The following is a 22,758-nucleotide window of genomic DNA, read 5'->3' on the forward strand; positions in this document are numbered from 1 at the left end:
CAATAATCCTTATTTTTGTACAACGATATTTTCTTGTGATGGATCAACGTGTTGCATCTGCAACTTCTCGGTCGCGATCCGCTCAACCCGACTATGATCGCCGAGCGCGTTCTCTTCGAGGATCAGGTTTCGCCATTCAATATCCAGCGCGTCACGTTCCAGAACCAGTTGTTCACGCTGCGCGGTTAGCAGACGGGTATGGTGAGCCGTCGTCACCACGGTAATCGCCGTAATGATGATGCAAATGAACAGGCAGAGTGGCAGCTTCCCAAACCGCAGAAGATCGTCCCCGATAACGCCAGGCAAGGCATGGCGCTCGTTGCTTCCTAACGATCCTTTAACTTTGCTTAAGGCTTCTGTCACTCTGCCGATCATGCGTTCGTCCTCTCTGCAATGCGCAGAACTGAACTACGGGCCCGTGGATTCTCTGCCACCTCTTCTTCGCCCGGCATCAACTTGCCTAGTGCTCGCAACTCACGGCCACCCAGTTTTTTGAGCTGCTCTTCGGTCATTGGTAACCCGGCCGGAACCTGCGGACCGCGGCTTTGCTCACGCATGAAGCGCTTCACAATACGGTCTTCCAGCGAGTGGAAACTGATGATCGAAAGCCGCCCGCCCGGGGCCAGCACGCTGAGCGAGCTTTTTAGCGCCTGCTCTATCTCCTCCAGTTCACTGTTCACCCAGATGCGCACCGCCTGGAAGGTACGGGTCGCGGGATGTTTGAATTTGTCCTTCACCGGCGTCGCCGCCGTCACCACTTCCGCCAGCTCTTTCGTACGGGTCATGGGCTCGATACGGTTACGCTCAACGATGGCGCGCGCGATGCGCTTACCGAAGCGCTCTTCGCCAAAGGTTTTAATCACCCAGGCGATATCCGCTTCGTCCGCCGTCTGCAACCACTCGGCGGCAGACTGGCCGCGAGTGGGGTCCATACGCATATCCAGCGGACCATCGCGCATAAACGAGAAGCCACGCTCGGCATCATCAAGCTGAGGTGAAGAGACACCAAGATCGAGAAGAATACCGTCGATCTTGCCAGTTAGTCCGCGCTCACTCACATAATCAGCCAGCGCAGAGAAAGGTCCATGTACGATGGAAAAGCGAGGGTCATCGATGGTCTTCGCCACGGCGATAGCCTGCGGATCGCGATCGATAGCCAGCAAGCGTCCTTCCGCTCCCAGTTGGGAAAGGATCAGGCGCGAGTGTCCACCGCGACCAAAGGTCCCATCAATGTAGATACCATCCGGACGAATATTCAGGCCGTTAACCGCTTCATCCAGAAGTACCGTAGTGTGTTTAAAATTTTCCATCATGTTATAGAGACAAATCCTGCAGACGCTCCGACAACGCGTCGGTCGACGACTGCTCAGCGTCGATATCTTCCTTGACCCGTTGATACCAGGTCGTTTCATCCCACAGTTCAAACTTATTGAACTGTCCGACCAGCATCACTTCTTTTGTCAGCCCGGCATGCTGCCGTAACACCGGCGCAATCAGGAGACGCCCGGCATTATCCATCTGACATTCGCTGGCATGACCCAAAAGCAGGCGCTGGACGCGCCGCTCAACGGGATTCATGCTCGATAAACGCGACAATTTTTGCTCGATGATTTCCCATTCAGGCAAGGGGTAAAGCAGCAGGCACGGGTGATGAATGTCAATGGTACAAACCAGTTGACCGGAAGCGTCTTCGATCAGCCCGTCGCGGTAACGCGTCGGTACGGCCAGACGGCCTTTGCTGTCGAGATTGACTAACGTTGCCCCACGGAACATGCCAGCCTCACCCCTTTTCGCCACTTTAACCCACAAATTCCCACCAGAAGGAGTTTACGGAGCGGAGGAAAAGCTTGTCAAGCCAGCACGAATACCAACGAAGCTCAAAAACCCATTATTTGCAGCCGATATTAGGCCTGATGAAATAATCATCAACAAACGAGGCAAATTAACGCTATGAATACGTGTAAGAAAACAACCAACAAATTCGTAACAGTTAAAAGCAACAAAATATCTTCGGTGGGAAAATATAAAGTGTCAGTTTGCGACGCGAGCGGCATTTTAGGCGATTATGATGTCCGTTAACAGTGCCTGTTACCGTCAGAGAAGCACTCTTGTCGCGGGTTGCGGGGAGATGAGCGGGTGATGAGCCGTAAAATGAGTGTTAATTCAGCGATTAACTTAATGAATGTAACAAAATAATACAAATAAAGACTGATTTAACTTTTTTTTATCGCTAACGGGGGCCGGAAAGCGGTAACTCCAGAATAAAACAAAATAATGCGTAAAGAAGTTTAGGGATTTGTCTGAAAGCGATTCAAATTTACTTTTTTATGGTAATTTGTACGGATTATCGCCAGACGACTTTCGTCTGGCGAGTCACGCCACTCTTTTCCGGGTTTTTGACACACGCAGAGGCCGGCGATCGAAAGCCTGGCGCATCAGCGACGGTTCAAACTTCCCCGGCGATACAAATTACGACGGATACGGCTTAATCCTGGTTTTGGCTTACGCGGCTCATCAAGGCTGGCGAGGACAATTTCCAGCACGCGTTCCGCCACATCGCGGTGGCGCTGGGCCACGGCCAGTACCGGACACTGCAGGAAGTCGAGCAGCTCATTGTCGCCGAAGGTCGCAATAGCCAGTTCGGACGGCAGCTTCCCTTCCCGACGCAGCGTCACATCCATCACCCCCTGCAACAGCGGAAATGAGGTGGTGAACAGCGCCTGCGGCATGGGATGCGTTTCCAGCCATTTCTCAAACAACTGCCCTGCCGCTTCGCGTTCAAAGCTGTTGGCGTACAGATACTGCACTTCACGCGGATCGTCATTCCACGCGGTACGGAAGCCCTGTTCACGCAGGAAACTGACCGACAGCTCCGGTAGCGCACCAAGATACAGGACGTTTTCCCCCGGGAATTTGCGCAGTTCAGCGGCCAGCATTTCGGCGTCATCCTGATCGGCGCCAACAACGCTGGTGAAATGCTCGCGATCGAGCGCGCGATCCAGGGCGACAATCGGGAAAGGATCGTTGGCCCAGCGTTGATAGAACGGGTGCTCAGGCGGTAATGACGTCGAGACGATAATGGCATCCACCTGGCGCTGTAGCAGATGCTCAATGCAGCGCATCTCGTTGTCAGGCTGATCTTCCGAACAGGCGATCAGCAGCTGATAGCCGCGCTGGCGCGCCTGACGCTCAAGATAGTTAGCAATACGGGTATAGCTGGTATTTTCCAGATCGGGAATCACCAGACCAATAGAACGCGTGCGTCCTGCACGCAAGCCAGCAGCGACCGCATTCGGATGGTAGTTGTGCTCACGAACGACGGCCATCACCTTTTCGACCGTTTTGTCGCTGACGCGGTACTGTTTCGCTTTACCGTTAATCACATAGCTAGCGGTGGTACGCGAGACACCGGCCAGCCGGGCGATTTCATCCAGTTTCACAATTGCCCCTTGGGTAATGAGTACAGAACATAACCTTTCTTCAGCTATGGATTCATTTTCATAACATCTAAACGCAGAATAGTTAGCGCAGCAACCGGTTTTGTCTACAGTTCCCACCGATTTCGCAAAAAAATAACCCGACAGATTGTGTCGGGCTATTTTTACGTCAGTTTCAGGGACTCAGCGCATGATTTTGTCGCCGCGCGAGAGTCCTACCACACCGGAGCGTGCCACTTCAACAATCCGCGCAACGTCGCGTAACGAAGCAATAAAGGCATCCAGTTTATCGCTGGTCCCTACCAGCTGGACGGTATACAGTGACGGCGTGACATCGATGATTTGCCCGCGGAAAATCTCCGTGTTGCGCTTCACCTCTTCACGGCCAAAACCGCTCGCCTGGACTTTCACCAGCATAATTTCACGCTCAACGTGCGAATTCTGCCCCAGCTCGCTGACACGCAGTACATCCACCAGCTTATGCAGCTGTTTTTCAATTTGCTCGATCGCTTTCTCATCGCCAACGGTCTGGATAGTCATTCTCGAAAGCGTCGGATCGTCGGTGGGGGCCACCGTCAGGCTTTCAATGTTATACCCGCGCTGTGCGAAAAGGCCGATGACGCGTGATAAGGCGCCTGATTCGTTTTCCAGTAAGACAGATAATATCCGGCGCATAATCAGGTTCTCTCCGTTTTGCTCAACCACATCTCATCCATGCCGCCGCCGCGGATCTGCATGGGATACACATGCTCGCTGCCGTCCACCGTCACATCAACGAACACCAGACGATGATTACGCACCTGTTCCAGCGCTTCGGCCAGCTTAGACTCCAGCTCCTGCGGCTCGCTGATGCGAATCCCTACGTGCCCATAGGCTTCCGCAAGCCGGACGAAATCCGGGAGCGACTCCATATAAGATTGTGAATGGCGACCGGAATAGATCATATCCTGCCACTGCTTCACCATTCCGAGGTAGCGGTTGTTCAGATTCAACACCAGCACCGGCAGCTCATACTGCAGCGCGGTGGAAAGCTCCTGAATATTCATCTGAATACTGCCATCGCCGGTCACGCAAACGACCGTTTCTTCCGGTAAGGCCATCTTCACGCCGAGTGCAGCGGGCAAACCGAAGCCCATCGTGCCGAGACCACCTGAGTTAATCCAACGTCTTGGCTTGTCGAAAGGATAGTAAAGGGCGGCAAACATCTGGTGCTGACCAACATCGGAGGTCACGTAGGCATCGCCGTTGGTCAGGCGCCAGATGGTCTCGATGACGGCCTGCGGTTTGATCTTGCCGCTTTGGGTGTCGTATTGCAGACAATGGCGCGCGCGCCACTGCGCTATCTGCTGCCACCAGTCGCGGATCTCATCCAGCGGCTGCTGCGCTTCTTCCTGCTCAAGTAGCTCAAGCATCTGCTCCAGGACCTGACGCGCATCGCCAACGATCGGCACATCTGCCGGAACCGTCTTCGAAATGGACGTCGGATCGATATCAATATGCAGCACCGTCGCATTCGGGCAGTACTTCGCCAGATTGTTGGTCGTGCGATCGTCAAAACGCACGCCGACGGCAAAGATGACATCGGAGTGATGCATCGTCATGTTGGCTTCATACGTTCCATGCATCCCCAGCATACCTAACGCCTGGGAATGGCTGGCCGGAAAGGCACCGAGTCCCATCAGCGATGAAGCAACCGGCAGATTCAGTTTTTCTACCAGGGTACGCAGCTGTTCTTCACATCCGGCGTTAATCGCCCCGCCGCCGACATAGACAACCGGATGTTTTGCCGCCACCAGCGTCTGCAGAGCGCGTTTAATTTGCCCTTTATGACCGCTGGTCGTCGGGTTGTAAGAACGCATGCTGACGCTATCCGGCCACGCGTACGGCAGCTTGTTCGCCGGATTGAGGATATCTTTTGGTAAATCAACGACCACCGGACCAGGACGCCCGCTGGCAGCCAGCCAGAACGCTTTTTTCAGCACGCCGGGAATATCTTCCGTCTGCTTGACCAGAAAGCTGTGTTTCACCACCGGTCGGGAGATGCCGACCATATCGCACTCCTGGAAGGCATCATAACCAATCAAGGAAGTCGCGACCTGCCCGGAGAGAATCACCAGCGGAACAGAATCCATGTATGCCGTGGCAATACCGGTAATGGCATTCGTCGCGCCCGGGCCCGAAGTCACCAGCACAACCCCTACTTCACCGGTCGCTCGGGCAAGGCCATCCGCCATATGCACTGCCGCCTGCTCGTGGCGTACCAGAATATGGTCAATACCCCCCAGGGTATGTAATGCATCATAGATATCGAGGACCGCGCCTCCGGGGTAGCCGAATACTTGCTTGACGCCCTGATCGACAAGCGATTGGACGACCATCTCGGCTCCTGACAACATCTCCATGGTTTGCCTCCAGGCTTATTGTTTCTAACGACAGCAGAATTCAATTTCCGCGCGTTCGCACAATGCCAGGAATCGGCTCCTGGCCATTGAGGTGAATGGACTGCGTGCTCTTACCATAACTGCTCGCCAACGGGCAGGCAATTAGCGACCTCAGGCGCATGTCAGCCGCCAAAAGAATAAAAGATAAGAATTTGATATGAAATGTGGTTGAAAGCTTCATAAATAAGAAACGAGCGCTGAAATTACTCGGACAAATTGTCTGATGACAGAAATTCATCCATTTTTCACTTGCTGCACGCCCTGGCAAAGAGCGGCAAACAGGATAAAATTCTATATTTTGTGGTTTTGATCACATAAAGCGAGAGCGAGCGCTCCCGCTCAGGCACAGCTATATTTAGCGCTGGCAAATTCGCACCAGCAGATCCTGCATCCACTGATGACCTTTATCTCTACCGGCGGCCTCATGCCAGGAAAGAAAACAGGTGCGGTTATTCACTTTTAGCGGTAACGGCAATAATTGCAGGTTCAGCTTTTCTGCATACTCCCTCGCCAGCCAGCTCGGGGCAATGGCCACCATGTGGGTTTGTGATACCACATTAAGCACGCTGACCATAGCATTCCCTTGATATGCAATTTGCGTCTGTTTATTGACAGAGCTATACCAGGGAAGGCTAAACGAAGCATAGCGATCCAAAGCCACAACCGCATGTTCTTCGCGATAAATATCCGCTTCCGTCACCGGTCCGGAAATACGCGGGTGTTTACAGCTGGCTACTAATATCATTTCATCTTTAAACAAGGGCACACAGGCAAACTCGGGGCGGCGAAACTCCTCATAGCCAACCACAAACTCTATTTCCTGATAGCGTAATTGATGCTCGGTGTTTTGATTAAGGGATGCTTTAAAAATCAAATGAATATTTGGTGCAACTTCGTTAACTTTGTTAAATATAATCGAAGTAAGATAGTTATCTAACGGGCTGCAAATGCAGAGATTAAATACGCGCTCACTGCTTATCGGCTCAAAATCGGAACCCGGCAACTCATTTTGCACCAGCTGCAGCGCCTGGCGTATTGAGCCAAATAGCTGAAATGCACGAGCCGTCGGCTGAATACCCCGCCCATACCGTACAAACAGCTCATCGTTAAACATTACTTTTAGTCGCGCTACGGCATTACTCACCGCAGGCTGAGACATCCCCAGCGAATGCGCCGCCCGCGTAATATTTTGTTCCTGCATGACCGCATCAAAAACGGTAAGCAGATTAAGATCGACCGTTCTAAGCTGAGGTTTAATCATTCCTCTTTCGAGGGCGGGTTCAGGTTCAGAGGTTTCAATTATCATATCTAACTCCACCATCAGATAAATTCCCTTTATTAAAATGCGGCAATGGGCAAAGGAAATATCATTTACCATACATATGTCACATACAAAAGAGCAAGAATGCATTTTAGGAATATATCAAAACCATTAGTTGCACGGACCTCCGTTAAATTATCAGAAAAAATCCTAAAGGCCTGAAAGCCCATTGATGAGTGGATAGCGTTAAAGGAATACATAACTGGCAGAAAAAACGCTACACTCCCCATCGCCAACGTTAATTTAAGCGTTTTTCAATGCATTGACTCAGCGTCAACCTGCACTATCTGCTTATTATCATTGACGTTCTCACAATACTTAAATCAATATATTCATAAGACCGATAAACCAATGGCTGTAATTAAGATAATTCCAACCCATGTCGGGCGGTGACGCGGCAAGAAGGGAAAAGTCAATCGCAGCGGCAGCGTTAACTGAGAGTCTGCCAGAGTGAATTGAAAAATAATTCTCGGCAAATAAGGCCATTTCTCAGAACAATACACTAATTCCATTGTGAGGTAAAAAGCGGTTTTTGTTGCCCAGGGGTTGACATCAAAACGCGTATCCAGTAACTCTAAAAGCATATCGATTTCATCTGGAGCATGACGCAATGATTCGCACCACTCGTTTCACCGGCCTACTACTACTAAACGCATCCACTATGCGCGGTAGGCTGTTGGGCGACGTTCAGCGTTAAGTCATCTTCCAGCAAGACTATAAAACCCGCGCCGTTGCGCGGGTTTTTTTATGCTCGTAAGCAAGGCGCCCAGGACACCGATTAAGGATCTAAACCATGAGCCAGCAAGTCATTATTTTCGATACGACCTTACGTGACGGGGAGCAAGCGTTACAGGCCAGCCTGAGCGTGAAAGAGAAGCTGCAGATTGCGATGGCCCTGGAGCGGATGGGCGTTGATGTGATGGAAGTCGGCTTCCCGGTCTCATCTCCTGGCGACTTCGAGTCCGTACAAACCATCGCACGCACCATCAAAAACAGCCGCGTCTGCGCCCTGGCTCGTTGCGTCGAGAAAGACATTGATGTGGCGGCAGAATCCTTAAAAGTCGCCGAAGCGTTCCGAATTCATACCTTTATCGCCACCTCGCCGATGCACATCGCCACCAAGCTGCGTAGCACCCTGGATGAGGTCATTGAGCGCGCAATCTATATGATCAAACGCGCACGCAACTATACCGACGACGTCGAATTCTCCTGTGAAGATGCGGGCCGTACGCCGATCGCCGATCTGGCGCGCGTGGTCGAAGCCGCCATCAACGCCGGCGCCACCACGATTAATATCCCGGACACCGTCGGCTATACCATGCCGTTTGAGTTCTCCAGTATCATTACCGGCCTGTACGATCGCGTCCCGAATATCGACAAAGCCATCATCTCCGTGCACACCCATGACGATTTAGGCCTGGCCGTCGGTAACGCGATTGCCGCGGTCCACGCCGGTGCTCGCCAGGTTGAAGGCGCCATGAACGGTATCGGCGAGCGCGCGGGCAACTGTTCGCTGGAAGAAGTGATTATGGCCATCAAGGTGCGCAAAGACATTATGGATGTCCGCACCGGCATTAATCACAACGAAATCTGGCGTACCAGCCAGACCGTCAGCCAGATTTGCAATATGCCCATTCCGGCCAACAAAGCCATCGTCGGTACCGGCGCCTTCGCCCACTCCTCCGGCATCCACCAGGACGGCGTGCTGAAGAACCGCGAAAACTACGAAATCATGACCCCGGAATCGATCGGTCTGAATCAGGTGCAGCTGAACCTGACTTCCCGCTCCGGCCGTGCGGCAGTGAAACACCGTATGGAAGAGATGGGCTACAAAGATACCGACTACAACATGGATCACCTCTACGACGCCTTCCTGAAGCTGGCAGACAAAAAAGGCCAGGTCTTTGATTACGATCTGGAAGCGCTGGCGTTCATCAACAAACAGCAGGAAGAGCCGGAGCATTTCCGCCTGGATTACTTCAGCGTGCAGTCAGGCTCCAGCGATATCGCCACGGCCTCCGTAAAACTGGTCTGCGGTGAAGAGACCAAAGCAGAAGCCGCTAACGGCAACGGCCCGGTCGACGCTATTTATCAGGCTATCAACCGTATCACCGGCTATGACGTGGAGCTGGTCAAATATGACCTGAACGCCAAAGGTCAGGGCAAAGACGCGCTGGGTCAGGTAGATATCGTCGTAACCTACAACGGTCGCCGCTTCCACGGCGTCGGTCTGGCGACGGATATCGTTGAATCCTCCGCGAAAGCCATGGTCCACGTGCTGAACAATATCTGGCGCGCAGCAGAAGTCGAAAAAGAGTTGCAACGCAAAGCTCAAAATAACGAGAACAAGAAGGAAACCGTGTAATGTCGAAGAATTACCATATTGCTGTTTTGCCAGGTGATGGCATTGGCCCGGAAGTCATGAACCAGGCGATGAAAGTACTGGAAGCCGTTCGTCACCGTTTTGATATGCGCATTACCACCAGTCAGTATGACGTCGGCGGCATCGCTATCGACCGTCAGGGCACCCCGCTGCCGCAGGCGACGGTAGAAGGCTGTGAGCAGGCCGATGCGATTCTGTTCGGCTCCGTAGGCGGCCCGAAATGGGAACATCTGCCGCCGGCCGGTCAGCCGGAGCGCGGCGCGCTGCTGCCGCTGCGTAAACATTTCAAACTGTTCAGCAACCTGCGTCCGGCGAAGCTGTACCAGGGGCTGGAAGAGTTTTGCCCGCTGCGTGCGGATATCGCGGCAAACGGCTTCGACATTCTGTGCGTCCGCGAATTAACCGGCGGGATCTACTTCGGCCAGCCGAAAGGCCGCGAGGGCAGCGGTCAACACGAAAAAGCATTTGATACCGAGGTCTATCATCGCTTTGAAATCGAGCGCATCGCGCATATCGCGTTTCAGTCCGCACGCAAACGGCGTAATAAAGTGACTTCTATCGATAAAGCGAACGTTCTGCAGTCATCTATTCTGTGGCGCGAAGTGGTCAGCGAGATCGCCAAAGAATACCCGGACGTTGAGCTGGCGCATATGTACATCGACAACGCCACCATGCAGCTGATTAAAGACCCGTCCCAGTTTGACGTTCTGCTGTGTTCCAACCTGTTCGGCGACATCCTGTCTGACGAATGCGCCATGATCACCGGCTCAATGGGCATGCTGCCGTCGGCCAGCCTCAATGAACAAGGTTTTGGTCTGTATGAACCAGCAGGCGGCTCAGCTCCGGATATCGCTGGCAAAAATATCGCCAACCCTATCGCGCAGATCCTCTCTCTGGCGCTTTTGCTGCGCTACAGCCTGGATGCCGATAACGCGGCAACAGCGATTGAGAGCGCGATCAACCGTGCATTAGAAGAAGGCGTGCGTACCGGCGATTTAGCGCGCGGCACGGCGGCGGTCAGTACCGATGAAATGGGCGATATCATTGCCCGCTATGTCGCTGAAGGGGTGTAATCATGGCGAAGACCTTATACGAAAAGTTGTTTGATGCGCATGTCGTTTATGAAGCGCAGAACGAAACCCCGCTGCTGTATATCGACCGTCATCTGGTGCATGAAGTGACCTCACCACAGGCCTTTGACGGCCTGCGCGCGCACAACCGTCAGGTTCGTCAGCCGGGTAAAACCTTCGCCACCATGGACCATAACGTTTCTACCCAGACGAAAGATATCAACGCGTCCGGCGAAATGGCGCGCATTCAGATGCAGGAGCTGATCAAAAACTGCCAGGAGTTCGGCGTTGAGCTGTACGATCTGAACCACCCGTATCAGGGTATCGTCCACGTGATGGGGCCGGAACAGGGCGTGACCCTGCCGGGGATGACCATCGTCTGCGGCGATTCCCACACCGCCACTCACGGCGCATTTGGCGCGCTGGCTTTTGGTATCGGCACCTCCGAAGTTGAGCACGTCCTGGCGACTCAGACCCTGAAGCAGGGCCGTGCCAGGACCATGAAGATTGAAGTGAATGGCAAAGCAGCGCCGGGCATCACCGCTAAAGATATCGTGCTGGCCATCATTGGCAAAACCGGTAGCGCCGGCGGCACCGGCCACGTGGTGGAGTTCTGCGGTGAAGCCATTCGCGATCTGAGCATGGAAGGTCGTATGACGCTGTGCAATATGGCCATCGAAATGGGTGCGAAAGCAGGTCTGGTCGCGCCGGATGAAACCACCTTTAACTATGTGAAGGGTCGTTTGCACGCGCCAAAAGGCCAGGACTTCGACGCGGCTGTTGAATACTGGAAAACCCTGAAAACAGACGCTGACGCCACCTTTGACACCGTCGTGACCCTGCAGGCAGAAGAGATTGCCCCGCAGGTTACCTGGGGTACAAACCCAGGTCAGGTCATTTCCGTTAACGAGATGATTCCCGACCCGGCCTCTTTCGCCGATCCGGTCGAGCGGGCGAGCGCGGAAAAAGCGCTGGCCTATATGGGCCTGAAACCAGGTATCCCGTTAACCGACGTGGCTATCGATAAAGTGTTCATCGGCTCCTGTACCAACTCGCGTATTGAAGATTTGCGCGCCGCGGCCGAAGTCGCTAAAGGCCGCAAAGTCGCGCCGGGCGTGCAGGCATTGGTGGTCCCGGGTTCTGGCCCGGTGAAAGCTCAGGCGGAAGCCGAAGGTCTGGATAAGATCTTTATCGAAGCCGGTTTTGAATGGCGTCTGCCGGGCTGCTCCATGTGCCTGGCCATGAACAACGATCGCCTGAATCCTGGCGAGCGCTGCGCATCAACCAGCAACCGTAACTTTGAAGGCCGTCAGGGCCGCGGCGGACGTACCCACTTAGTCAGCCCGGCGATGGCCGCAGCGGCAGCCGTGACCGGCCATTTCGCCGATATTCGCGACATCAAATAAGGAGACCATCATGGCAGAGAAATTTACCCAACATACGGGCCTGGTGGTTCCGCTGGATGCCGCAAACGTCGATACCGATGCGATCATTCCTAAGCAGTTCCTGCAGAAAGTGACGCGCACCGGTTTTGGCGCGCATCTGTTCAACGACTGGCGTTTTCTTGACGATCGTGGACAACAGCCAAACCCGGAATTCGTCCTTAACTTCCCGGAGTATAAAGGCGCATCGATCCTGCTGGCGCGGGAAAACTTCGGCTGCGGCTCCTCCCGTGAGCACGCGCCGTGGGCATTGACCGATTACGGTTTTAAAGTGGTTATCGCCCCCAGCTTCGCCGATATCTTTTACGGTAACAGCTTTAACAACCAGCTGCTGCCGGTGACGCTGAGCGATGAACAGGTCGACGAGATGTTCAAGCTGGTTCAGGCGAACCCCGGTATGACGTTCGAAGTGGATCTGGAATCCGAAGTGGTGAAAGCGGGCGACAAAACCTACAGCTTTAAAATTGATGCCTTCCGTCGCCACTGTATGCTCAACGGACTTGATAGCATCGGTCTGACGCTGCAGCACGAAGAGGCGATTTCAGCCTATGAAAACAAACTGCCGGCCTTTATGAACTAACCACGCCGTTGATCCCCGAGCCCGGTCCTTGTGACCGGGCATTTTTTTAGGTTTTTCGCGCGGCTTACGGCAAGAAAAGAGCCCGCCCTGACCGATGGACCCTCACATGACGACCGCTGTTACCATTAAAAATATCACCTTCCAGGAAGGCACCACGTTAATTTGCGTGCCGCTAATCGGCCAGACGCTCGACGAGCTGAAAGCCCATGCCCGCACGCTGGCGGAGGCCGGAGCCGATCTTATCGAATGGCGTGTCGACCATTTTACCTCTGTCGGCGATCGGGATCAGGTCCTGCTGGCGCTGACGGAGATTCGCCGGCTGCTCGCCGATATACCGCTGCTGTTCACCTTCCGCAGCCATAAAGAGGGAGGTGAAACGGAGATCGGCGATGACGCGTACTTCGCACTCAACCGTCTGGCCGTTGCCAGCGGGCTGGTGGACATCATTGATATTGAGCTCTTCAATGACGAAATGCCGATCCGGGCGCTGATCGATGAAGCTCATGCCGCCGGGGTAAAAGTGATTATGAGCAATCATGATTTCCAAACAACACCGGCGCAGGAAGAGATTATCGCCCGGCTACGCCGCATGCAGGAGCTGGGCGCCGATCTGCCGAAAATCGCGGTCATGCCTCAGTCGCCGCAAGACGTGCTGACATTACTGTCTGCCACTCTGGTCATGAAAGAACGGTACGCCACCCGCCCGTTAATCACGATGTCGATGGGCAAACTGGGCGGCGTCAGCCGGGTCACCGGACGCCTGTTCGGCTCAGCGATGACGTTTGGCAGCGTGGGCCAGGCATCGGCACCCGGACAAATTGCCGTGCGTCAGCTGCGGGAAATGATGAATATTCTGTCCTGAAAGCACGCCGCATCGCAGCAATCTGCGGTGCGGCGCCTGGCTAAATATCTTTGACTTTGCTGGTCAGAAACAGCGTCAGCAGCGAGATGGCGGCAATGACCCAGTACACGCTGGCGTGGCCATAGTTTTGCGACAGCGCTCCCTGCAGCACGCCGGCGAGAATCACTCCGGTGGAAATACTGTTGGTAAACAGCGTGGTGGCGGCCCCGGCCCGTCCAGGCATCAGATCCTGGAACCACAGCATGCCAATCCCGGCGACAATACCGATAAAAATGGCGTTGAACAGCTGCAGCGCCAGCAGCGCGGTACGCTCGTGGAACACAATCAGGCCAAGATAGAACAGCACGCCGGCAGCCACCGCGGCGACCATCATTTTACGTTTGCCCCAGCGCTTGACGTAATACCCCGCCAGGATCATCGCCGGGATTTCCAGCCCGGCCGCCGTCCCCATCAGGATCCCGGCCAGGCTATCCGGCAAGCCAAGATCGCTACTGATCCACAGCGGCATATCGATGATATACATGGTGTTGCAGGTCCACATCAGCGTCGACGCGATAAACAACATACGTACGTTTTTATCTTGCCAGCCGCCGGCCTGCACTACGACGCCCGCCGCTTCCGCAGGCTGTTCCACTCGGGCAACCGACGGCAGCTTAACGGCAATTAACGCCAGGCTAATGACGAAAATACCGGCCGCAATCGAGAACATGGTGGTAAAGCCATAGTTCAGCGCCAGCATGAAGGCCAGCGGCGGTCCGATCACCCACGCCAGCGACAGCTGCGCACGCATCACCGAGCTGAACATCACCACTTCCCGCGCCGAACTATCGGCATATTCCCGCGCCAGGGCGAACAGCTGGGGCATCGCGGCATTGGCAATCGACGCCAGCATCACACCGCAGGTGATCAATGTTAAGTAGTGACGGTTAAAAGCAAACAGTAGCGCGTTGCCCACCGCCATCAGACAGCAGAACATGATCAGCCGGCGGCGATCCCCCTGGCTATCGGAACGTTTCGCCAGCGCCAGGCTCACCAGAATACCGGCGATCGCGTTAACGGTATAAAACAGGCCGACCCAGAAAGGCTGTGCGCCCACTTCGCGGCTGAGGAACAAGCTGAGGGTTGGCGCCTGCAGCGCGCCCGCAATACCCATCATAAAAGCGACCAGCATAAACGCCGCGTATACACCGTTAAGCCGCCGTCCCATCGTCATCAACCAGAGCATGTCATGTCCTTAAAGCACGCGAAGAAAACGAAAAAAGCCAGCAGAAGTCATCTGCTGGCGGGTGATTTTATACTCTATCTGTTTCAAGTGACAGGCTGGCGACCGAAACGTTATGGTTCAGTCAACTGGCCTGGGTCTGAAAGAGGATAAGTACACACCAATACTCAGTCACACATGATGTGGGCAAGTCAATGATCAGAGGTCTGTGACGTAACTCCCCACTGCATCAGCTCGCCAAGAATCTTCTGCTGTCTCCCTGCCATCAGGCGGGCCAGCCATGACGCGTCCTGCGTCGCAGAAAAGTAGCGTTGGTAGAACTGTTTCGCGGTAGACCTCATCATATTCACCTCCTCGCTTCATCGGAATGCATTATTGGCCTAATATAGGGATTAATAAATTGCTGAGTTTTCATCAGGAGTTCCCCTTTTATGTCTTCTGCTCGTCTGCAACAACAGTTCATCCGCTTATGGCAGTGCTGCGAAGGTAAATCGCAGGAGACAACCCTTAACGAACTGGCGGAAATGCTCTGCTGCTCGCGCCGCCATATGCGTACGTTGCTGAATATGATGGAAGAACGCGGCTGGTTAACCTGGGAAGCGGAGGCCGGGCGCGGCAAGCGTTCAAAGCTGGCTTTCCTCTATACCGGCCTGGCGCTGCAGCAGCAGCGGGCCGAGGATCTGCTGGAACAGGATCGTATCGATCAGCTGGTCCAGCTGGTGGGCGACAAGGCCGCGGTGCGTCAGATGCTGGTCTCGCATCTGGGCCGCAGCTTCCGTCAGGGGCGGCATATTCTGCGCGTACTCTACTACCGACCGATGAAAAACCTGCTCCCCGGCAGCGCGCTGCGCCGCTCGGAAAATCATATCGCCAGGCAGATCTTCAGCGCATTAACGCGGGTAAATGAGGAAAACGGGGAACTGGAAGCCGACATTGCGCACCACTGGCAGCAGCTTTCGCCCACCCACTGGCGCTTTTTTCTCCGCCCCGGCATTCATTTTCACCACGGGAGAGAGCTGGAGATGGAGGATGTCATTGCTTCGTTGCAGCGCAGCAACAGTCTGCCGCTCTACTCACATATTGAACGTATTGCCTCCCCCACCGCCTGGACGCTGGATGTACATCTGACGCAACCCGATCGCTGGCTACCGTGGCTGCTCGGCCAGGTGTCGGCTGTCGTATTGCCGCGTGAATGGCAGTCGATGGAGAATTTCTCTGCAATGCCGGTAGGTACCGGGCCTTATGCGGTGGTTCGCAACAATCAAAACCAGCTGAAGATCCATGCTTTTGACGATTATTTCGGCTACCGGGCGTTAATTGATGAAGTTAACGTCTGGGTCCTGCCAGAGATTAGCGAAGAGCCCAACGGCGGCCTGACGCTACAGGGGACCACGCAAAGTGAGAAAGCGGTTGAGAGCCGGCTGGAAGAAGGGTGCTACTATCTGCTGTTTGATGCCCGCAGCCCCCTCGGCAGCAACCTCGCCGTTCGTCAGTGGCTCAGCTATCTGTTACAGCCCGCCAATCTGCTTTATCACGCCGGTGAACAGTATCAGGGCAACTGGTTCCCGGCCTACGGTCTGCTGCCCCGCTGGCACCACGCCCGCAGTCATGCCTGTGAAAAACCGCCGGGACTGGAGTCTGTCACCCTCACCTACTACCGGGATCACGTCGAACACCGCGTGATGGGCGGGATCATGGCAACACTGCTGGCGGAGCATCAGGTCAAGCTGGAGATTCAGGAGCTGGACTACGAAGAGTGGCACCGCGGCGAGGTGGTCAGCGATGTCTGGTTGAACAGCGCCAACTTTACCCTGCCGATTGATTTTTCTCTGTTTGCCTTGCTGTATGAGGTCCCGCTGATACGGCATTGTATTCCTGTCGACTGGGAGCAGGATGCCCGTCGCTGGCACGCAGGCGAGCTAAACCCGGCCACCTGGAGCCAGCAGCTGCTGGCCAATCAAACCATCGTGCCGCTGATCCACCACTGGCTGATGATCCAGGGGCAGCGCAGTATGCGCGGCGTAAGAATGAATACGCTCGGCTGGTTTGATTTCAAATCCGCATGGTTCGCGCCGCCGGATCCCTGATAGCACTCCCGGCAGGCGCTGAAGCGCTTTCCGTCAGTTCACAAAATCATTACACTATCGCCGTTCTCAACGGGGTGCTGATATACGTACACAAAATCATTCGGGTTGCATCAAGGCGGCAAGCGGGTGAATCCCCAGGAGCATAGATAACTATGTGACCGGGGTGAACACGCGATGCTAACGCAGAGGCAGCGCGAAGGATGAAGCGTGTATACACAAAATCATTCGGGTTGCATCAAGGCGGCAAGCGGGTGAATCCCCAGGAGCATAGATAACTATGTGACCGGGGTGAACACGCGATGCTAACGCAGAGGCAGCGCGAAGGATGAAGCGTGTATACACAAAATCATTCGGGTTGCATCAAGGCGGCAAGCGGGTGAATCCCCGGGAGCATAGATAACTATGTGACCGGGGTGAACACGCGATGCTAACGCAGAGGCAGCGCGAAGGATGAAGTGTATTGGCTGAGAAAATACCCGTCGAACCTGATCCGGATAACGCCGGCGAAGGGATTTGAGGCCTACTCAAAATCCTTTGCCCCCCCTTGTTTATGAGGTGCAAAGTGTTGAAAAAATTACTCCCGCTGCTGGCGCTGGTCGCCGTTCCCGCGTTTGCTAAACCTGTACTCACCGTCTACACCTATGACTCCTTTTCGGCAGACTGGGGTCCTGGACCGGTCGTGAAAAAAGCCTTTGAAGCCGACTGCAACTGTGAACTGAAGTTCGTGGCGCTGGAAGATGGCGTTTCGCTGCTTAATCGTCTGCGGATGGAAGGCAAGAATAGCAAAGCCGATGTGGTGCTCGGGCTGGACAACAACCTGCTGGAAGCGGCTACGCAGAGCAAATTGTTCGCCAAAAGCCAGGTACCGGCCAGCGCAGTCACGGTACCGGGCGGCTGGGATAACGACACGTTTGTGCCGTTTGATTACGGCTATTTCGCCTTTGTCTACGACAAAAACAAGCTGAAAAATCCGCCGAAAAGCCTGAAAGAACTGGTGGAAAGCGATCAAAAATGGCGCGTGATCTACGAAGATCCCCGCACCAGTACCCCGGGCCTGGGGCTGCTGCTGTGGATGCAAAAAGTGTATGGCGAGAAGTCGCCGGAAGCCTGGCAAAAACTGGCGGCGAAAACCGTCACCGTCACCAAAGGCTGGAGCGAGGCTTACGGTCTGTTCCTGAAAGGGGAAAGCGATCTGGTTCTCAGCTACACCACATCGCCGGCCTACCACATCATTGAAGAGAAAAAAGACCAGTACGCGGCCGCCAGTTTCGCCGAAGGCCACTATTTGCAGGTTGAAGTCGCCGCGCGTACCGCCGCCAGCAAACAACCGGAGCTGGCGGAGAAATTCCTCAAGTTTATGGTGTCTCCCGCCTTCCAGAATGCCATCCCGACCGGCAACTGGATGTATCCGGTCACCCAGGTTGCGCTTCCCGCGGGCTTTGAGACGTTGCCGAAACCTCAAACCACGCTGGAATATACTCCGCAGCAGGTCGCCGCAGAACGTCAAAACTGGATTAATGCATGGCAACGCGCCGTCAGCCGCTAAATATCGGCTGGCTGGCGCCGGGTCTGACGGCCGCCGCGCTGCTGGTCGCCGTCGCACTGGCCGCATTCCTGGCGCTCTGGAGCAGTGCGCCGGAGGCGGCGTGGCGCTCGGTTTTCAGCGACAGCTATCTGTGGCACGTTATCCGTTTCTCTTTCTGGCAAGCGTTTCTCTCCGCGCTCTTCTCCGTTGTACCGGCGATTTTTCTCGCCCGCGCGCTGTATCGTCGCCGCTTCCCGGGGCGTACGCTGCTGCTGCGCCTGTGCGCCATGACGCTGATTCTGCCGGTATTAGTGGCCGTCTTTGGCATTCTCAGCGTCTATGGCCGTCAGGGCTGGCTGGCGACACTGTTTAACGCCATCGGCTGGCAGTGGGATTTCTCGCCGTATGGACTGCAAGGCATTCTGTTGGCGCACGTTTTTTTCAATATGCCGATGGCAACCCGGCTGCTGCTGCAGGCGCTGGAGAATATCCCCGGAGAGCAGCGGCAGATCGCTGCCCAGCTGGGCATGCGCGGCTACCCTTTTTTCCGTCTGGTGGAGTGGCCCTGGCTACGGCGGCAAATTCCCCCGGTTGCGGCACTGATCTTTATGCTCTGCTTCGCCAGCTTTGCCACCGTGCTGTCGCTGGGCGGCGGCCCACGGGCCACAACGATTGAGCTGGCGATCTACCAGGCGCTGAACTTTGATTATGACCCGGCCCGTGCGGCGATGCTGGCGCTGATCCAGATGGTCTGCTGCCTCGGGCTGGTGCTCCTCGCCCAGCGTCTGAGCAAGGCCGTTGCTATCGGCACCACGCAAGTTCACGGCTGGCGCGATCCGGACGATCGCCTGCACAGCCGCCTGAGCGATACCGCACTGATCGTTTTCACGCTACTGTTACTGCTGCCTCCGCTGCTGGCGGTGGTGGTCGACGGTCTGAATAACAATCTGCTCAGCGTCCTGGCGCAGCCCGCGCTGTGGCAGGCATTCTGCACTTCGTTACGCATCGCGCTTTCCGCCGGTCTGCTCAGCGTGATGTTAACGATGATGCTGCTGTGGAGCAGCCGTGAACTGCGCCTTCGCAACCGACTGCTGGCGGGCCAGACGCTGGAACTCAGCGGTATGCTGATTCTGGCGATGCCGGGAATCGTGCTGGCGACCGGCTTCTTTTTACTGCTCAATAACAGTATTGGACTGCCGGCTTCCGCCGACGGTATTGTGATCTTCACCAACGCGCTGATGGCTATCCCCTATGCCCTGAAGGTGCTGGAAAACCCGATGCGCGATATTGCCGTACGCTACGGTATGCTCTGCCACTCTTTGGGCATGAGCGGTTTTACCCGCCTGAGGGTCGTGGAGCTGCGCGCATTAAAGCGTCCGCTGGCCCAGGCGCTGGCGTTTGCCTGCGTCCTGTCCATCGGCGATTTCGGCGCCGTCGCGCTGTTCGGTAATGAACAATTCCGTACGCTGCCGTTCTATCTGTACCAGCAAATAGGCTCTTATCGTAGCCAGGACGGTGCCGTCACTGCCCTGCTGCTACTGCTGCTGTGCTTTTTACTCTTTACCGTGATTGAGAAACTTCCGGGACGTGATGTTAAAACTGAATGATGTGACCTGGCTTTACCAGCATCTGCCGATGCGCTTCACGCTCTCCGTCGAGCAGGGTGAACGCCTCGCCGTGCTCGGCCCGAGCGGCGCGGGCAAAAGCACGCTGCTCAATCTGATCGCCGGCTTTCTGCCGCCGGTGAGCGGCACGATTTTGATTAACGGCCAGCCGCATACCACGACGCCGCCGGCCCGGCGCCCGGTATCAATGCTGTTTCAGGAAAACAATCTCTTTCATCATCTTACCGTCCGCCAGAATATCGCGCTCGGGATGCATCCGGGGCTGAAGCTTAACCCGACGCAGACCGCCAGCCTGCAGACGATAGCCGGGCAAATGAGCATCGATTCACTGCTGGACAGATTGCCGGGCGAGCTCTCAGGCGGCCAGCGCCAACGCGTGGCGCTGGCGCGCTGTCTGGTCCGGGAACAGCCGGTCCTGCTGCTGGACGAACCTTTTTCCGCACTCGACCCCGCACTGCGCCAGGAGATGCTGACGCTGGTGAACGATGTCTGCCAGCGTCAACATCTGACGCTGCTGATGGTGTCTCATAGCGTGGAAGATGCCGCCCGTATCGCGCCGCGCTCGCTGGTGGTGGCCGACGGGCGGATCGCCTGGGACGGCGCGACCGAAACGTTGCTCAGCGGCAACAGCAGCGCCTCTCACCTGTTAGGCATTAGCGCGCGATAACCTTGTGCAGAATATCGAGATAGACGGGCATCAGAGGATGGCGAATCACCAGGGTTAGCGCTGCGCCGGCCAGCACCACCGTCACCGGCGTCAGCCACAGCAGACGCGCGCGGGGTAAGAGTCGCGTCAGGCGATCGCGCATTTTTGCGCTGCGCCACAAGCGCCAGCACAGCCAGCCCGCCAGCCAAACCAGCAGCGCGGCAGCCAGCAGCAGCCACTTGAAGCTGGCGCTGTGCTCATTGGTGGGGATATCAATCGCCGCGCCGGCCAGAATACCTGGCAAGAAGTACAGCGGCGGCCACAGCAGGCAACCAATAATATTGGGCAGAATAAACTTCGCCACCGGGAGATCGAGCATGCCGGCGACCATCGGCACCAGCGGCCGCGTCGGACCAACAAAGCGGCCGATAAGAATCGTGATCATGCTGTGCTGATGCAGCGCATGCTCGGTTTTATCCAACAGCGCCTTGTTTTTCTTCATAAAAGACCAGCGATGGAGCGGTTTTTTAAACCGCCAGCCGAGCCAGAAAGAGATCCAGTCGCCGAGTAAACACCCGATAATCCCCGCCAGCCACGCCTGCCAGAAATTCACGTCTCCGCTGCCAATCAGCGCCCCCAGCCCGGCCATCATCACCGTTCCCGGTAATATCAGCCCCACCAGCGCCAGTGATTCAAGGAAGGCGACCAGCATCACGGCTATCAGGGAATAGACCGTAGACTGGGTGATAAAATGTTCCAGCAATGCTTGCATAATGTGCCCGGTATCAAAACGAAGCACGGATTCTCCGGAGCCGTCGCGCCTTCGTCAAGTCATCAATTGTCAGAATAAACCCGTCATACTTCAAGTTGCATGAGCGTTGGCTTTCCTCGCTCACCCCAGTCACTTACTTGAGTAAGCTCCTGGGGATTCCCTGCGTTGCCGCCTTCCTGCAACTCGAATTATTTAGGGTTTAGTTTACTGGTTGTGACAATTATCCGGCGCAACATTTCATTTTCTTTACGTTTTATTCACACCCCGCACGGAATTCACTGGGGCTGGCGCCGGTGCATTTCTTAAATACCCGCGAAAAGTAGAGCTGGTCTTCGAACCCGACGTTGCGCCCTACCGTGGCGATGGGCATACGCGTGGTACTGAGCAGCAGCTTCGCCTGGCTGATGCGCTGGTCTTCCCGCCACCCCAGCACGCTGATACCCAGCTGCTGGCGGAACAGATGGGACAGGCGCGAAGGAGACAGACAGACATGCTGGGCGACGCTGGCGATATCGAAATGGCTATCCGCGAGGTGATCGCTGATGTACTGGCAGGCATCGCGCACGCGATTGTCCAGCGGCGGATGCAGAGACTCATTAATCGCCTCCATGCGCCGTAACAGCAGCTGCTCGAGCAAATTGATCGCCAGCAGCTCCGAATAGCGTCCGGCCCCCTGACCAGCCTCAACGATCTGCCCAAACAGCTCGCAAAAACGCGCCTGCCACTGCTCATCAGGACGGAAAAAGCCGGTCTGGGCGAAGATCGTCGGCCAGTTCAGCCATTCATGCCAGTAGGCGCGCGGCCGGAAGTAGACCCACTGGTGATACCATTCACGGGCATCGGGATGGCGGCCATAGTGATGAATTTCTCCCGGCGGAAAAAGCAAAATATCTCCCGGCCGGCAGATAAACTGCTCATCGTGATTGTTAATCACCCCTTCACCGCGCACCGTCAGGTTCAGAATATATCCCTTCATACCGAGCGGACGATCAATAAAGAAATCCAGATAGCCATCGGCATCAATCGGCGTCAGCCCCGTCACCAGATGGGCATTAAACGAGTAGCCCGGCAGCAGCGGATCGTTTTGTGTTTCAGCCATAGGCTCAGCTCTCCTGGATATATTATGGAAACCAATTGTCCATATTCAACATTGTACTGCTAACGCAGCTCGCCGTACTGGGACGCCGGTTGAAATTTCGATCAAAACCCGCCTCGTCACAGCAAAAATCGATGACAGCGCACAATTAAAGCACTTTTTCCGCATAACAGAAGTGTCTATAAATACGGCAGAAATGTCCACATTGAATATTTGCACGGCGTCACACTTTGCGATGCAATAGCAACA

Annotated in this window: 21 protein-coding genes; 10 read left to right on the forward strand and 11 right to left on the reverse strand. The window is 55.3% G+C overall.

The genetic code is table 11. The annotated features are described in order from the left end of the window. Positions 1-9: 9 nt before the first annotated feature. From ftsL to leuO, 7 genes are all read right to left on the reverse strand, one after another. Entirely contained in the window at positions 10-375 is a 366-nt protein-coding gene (gene ftsL / locus OQV00_RS22175; RefSeq protein ID WP_004857854.1) for a cell division protein FtsL, read from the reverse strand. Next, on the reverse strand, positions 372-1,313 hold the full coding sequence (gene rsmH / locus OQV00_RS22180) for a 16S rRNA (cytosine(1402)-N(4))-methyltransferase RsmH (protein WP_004857852.1): 942 nt from the start codon (positions 1,311-1,313) through the stop codon (positions 372-374). Before rsmH ends, ftsL begins: the two co-directional genes overlap by 4 nt. A 1-nt stretch (position 1,314) precedes the next feature. Then, positions 1,315-1,773: a division/cell wall cluster transcriptional repressor MraZ gene (gene mraZ / locus OQV00_RS22185; protein ID WP_004857850.1), complete on the reverse strand. Its 459-nt coding sequence runs from the start codon at positions 1,771-1,773 to the stop codon at positions 1,315-1,317. Between the two features lie 662 nt (positions 1,774-2,435). Beyond that, a complete protein-coding gene (cra, locus tag OQV00_RS22190; protein WP_004857845.1) occupies positions 2,436-3,440 on the reverse strand; it encodes a catabolite repressor/activator in 1,005 nt (334 codons plus the stop codon). 180 nt (positions 3,441-3,620) lie between these two features. Beyond that, positions 3,621-4,112, reverse strand: a complete 492-nt coding sequence (gene ilvN, locus OQV00_RS22195) for an acetolactate synthase small subunit (protein ID WP_004857843.1) — start codon at positions 4,110-4,112, stop codon at positions 3,621-3,623. A gap of 2 nt (positions 4,113-4,114) precedes the next feature. After that, complete coding sequence (gene ilvI / locus OQV00_RS22200) at positions 4,115-5,839, reverse strand: acetolactate synthase 3 large subunit (protein ID WP_004857841.1); 1,725 nt, start codon at positions 5,837-5,839, stop codon at positions 4,115-4,117. Positions 5,840-6,233: 394 nt separating this feature from the next. Continuing rightward, on the reverse strand, positions 6,234-7,202 hold the full coding sequence (gene leuO / locus OQV00_RS22205) for a transcriptional regulator LeuO (RefSeq protein WP_086817614.1): 969 nt from the start codon (positions 7,200-7,202) through the stop codon (positions 6,234-6,236). 607 nt (positions 7,203-7,809) lie between these two features. On the opposite strand from leuO, the gene leuL reads away from it, so the two are divergent. The 6 genes from leuL (at position 7,810) to aroD (ending at position 13,536) form a co-directional block, all read left to right on the forward strand. Next, positions 7,810-7,896 (forward strand): leu operon leader peptide, encoded by an 87-nt coding sequence (gene leuL / locus OQV00_RS22210; RefSeq protein WP_049267590.1) that lies wholly within the window; start codon positions 7,810-7,812, stop codon positions 7,894-7,896. A gap of 96 nt (positions 7,897-7,992) precedes the next feature. Further along, positions 7,993-9,564 carry a 2-isopropylmalate synthase gene (gene leuA, locus OQV00_RS22215; RefSeq protein WP_004857836.1) on the forward strand — a complete coding sequence of 524 codons (1,572 nt, stop codon included), beginning with the start codon at positions 7,993-7,995 and terminating at the stop codon, positions 9,562-9,564. Further along, positions 9,564-10,655 carry a 3-isopropylmalate dehydrogenase gene (gene leuB, locus OQV00_RS22220; RefSeq protein ID WP_004857834.1) on the forward strand — a complete coding sequence of 364 codons (1,092 nt, stop codon included), beginning with the start codon at positions 9,564-9,566 and terminating at the stop codon, positions 10,653-10,655. Before leuA ends, leuB begins: the two co-directional genes overlap by 1 nt. Positions 10,656-10,657: 2 nt before the next feature. Then, positions 10,658-12,058: a 3-isopropylmalate dehydratase large subunit gene (gene leuC, locus OQV00_RS22225; protein ID WP_004857832.1), complete on the forward strand. Its 1,401-nt coding sequence runs from the start codon at positions 10,658-10,660 to the stop codon at positions 12,056-12,058. Between the two features lie 10 nt (positions 12,059-12,068). After that, positions 12,069-12,674 (forward strand): 3-isopropylmalate dehydratase small subunit, encoded by a 606-nt coding sequence (gene leuD, locus OQV00_RS22230; protein WP_004857830.1) that lies wholly within the window; start codon positions 12,069-12,071, stop codon positions 12,672-12,674. A gap of 106 nt (positions 12,675-12,780) precedes the next feature. After that, positions 12,781-13,536, forward strand: coding sequence for a type I 3-dehydroquinate dehydratase (gene aroD / locus OQV00_RS22235; RefSeq protein ID WP_044023567.1), 756 nt, complete (start codon positions 12,781-12,783; stop codon positions 13,534-13,536). A gap of 40 nt (positions 13,537-13,576) precedes the next feature. On the opposite strand, the gene OQV00_RS22240 is transcribed toward aroD, so the two are convergent. Together OQV00_RS22240 and sgrT are read right to left on the reverse strand one after the other, a co-directional pair. Beyond that, complete coding sequence (locus OQV00_RS22240) at positions 13,577-14,761, reverse strand: sugar efflux transporter (protein WP_004857826.1); 1,185 nt, start codon at positions 14,759-14,761, stop codon at positions 13,577-13,579. A gap of 188 nt (positions 14,762-14,949) precedes the next feature. Further along, positions 14,950-15,102 (reverse strand): glucose uptake inhibitor SgrT, encoded by a 153-nt coding sequence (gene sgrT, locus OQV00_RS22245; protein ID WP_004857824.1) that lies wholly within the window; start codon positions 15,100-15,102, stop codon positions 14,950-14,952. 87 nt (positions 15,103-15,189) lie between these two features. On the opposite strand from sgrT, the gene sgrR reads away from it, so the two are divergent. The 4 genes from sgrR to thiQ all read left to right on the forward strand — a co-directional run bounded on the left by sgrR (position 15,190) and on the right by thiQ (position 20,662). Continuing rightward, positions 15,190-16,845 carry an HTH-type transcriptional regulator SgrR gene (gene sgrR, locus OQV00_RS22250; protein ID WP_015585167.1) on the forward strand — a complete coding sequence of 552 codons (1,656 nt, stop codon included), beginning with the start codon at positions 15,190-15,192 and terminating at the stop codon, positions 16,843-16,845. Between the two features lie 562 nt (positions 16,846-17,407). Then, complete coding sequence (gene thiB, locus OQV00_RS22255) at positions 17,408-18,391, forward strand: thiamine ABC transporter substrate binding subunit (RefSeq protein ID WP_015585168.1); 984 nt, start codon at positions 17,408-17,410, stop codon at positions 18,389-18,391. Further along, entirely contained in the window at positions 18,367-19,977 is a 1,611-nt protein-coding gene (thiP, locus tag OQV00_RS22260) for a thiamine/thiamine pyrophosphate ABC transporter permease ThiP (RefSeq protein WP_004857818.1), read from the forward strand. The genes thiB and thiP overlap by 25 nt, the downstream gene beginning before the upstream one ends. Continuing rightward, a complete protein-coding gene (thiQ, locus tag OQV00_RS22265; RefSeq protein WP_004857817.1) occupies positions 19,961-20,662 on the forward strand; it encodes a thiamine ABC transporter ATP-binding protein ThiQ in 702 nt (233 codons plus the stop codon). The genes thiP and thiQ overlap by 17 nt, the downstream gene beginning before the upstream one ends. On the opposite strand, the gene OQV00_RS22270 is transcribed toward thiQ, so the two are convergent. After that, positions 20,649-21,413 carry a DedA family protein gene (locus tag OQV00_RS22270; RefSeq protein WP_015585169.1) on the reverse strand — a complete coding sequence of 255 codons (765 nt, stop codon included), beginning with the start codon at positions 21,411-21,413 and terminating at the stop codon, positions 20,649-20,651. The genes thiQ and OQV00_RS22270 overlap by 14 nt on opposite strands. A gap of 253 nt (positions 21,414-21,666) precedes the next feature. Beyond that, a complete protein-coding gene (gene araC, locus OQV00_RS22275; protein WP_004857813.1) occupies positions 21,667-22,512 on the reverse strand; it encodes an arabinose operon transcriptional regulator AraC in 846 nt (281 codons plus the stop codon). Between the last annotated feature and the right edge of the window lie 246 nt (positions 22,513-22,758).

It is taken from the genome of Klebsiella sp. DY2415, from assembly GCF_026314315.1.
Taxonomy (GTDB): domain Bacteria; phylum Pseudomonadota; class Gammaproteobacteria; order Enterobacterales; family Enterobacteriaceae; genus Klebsiella; species Klebsiella ornithinolytica.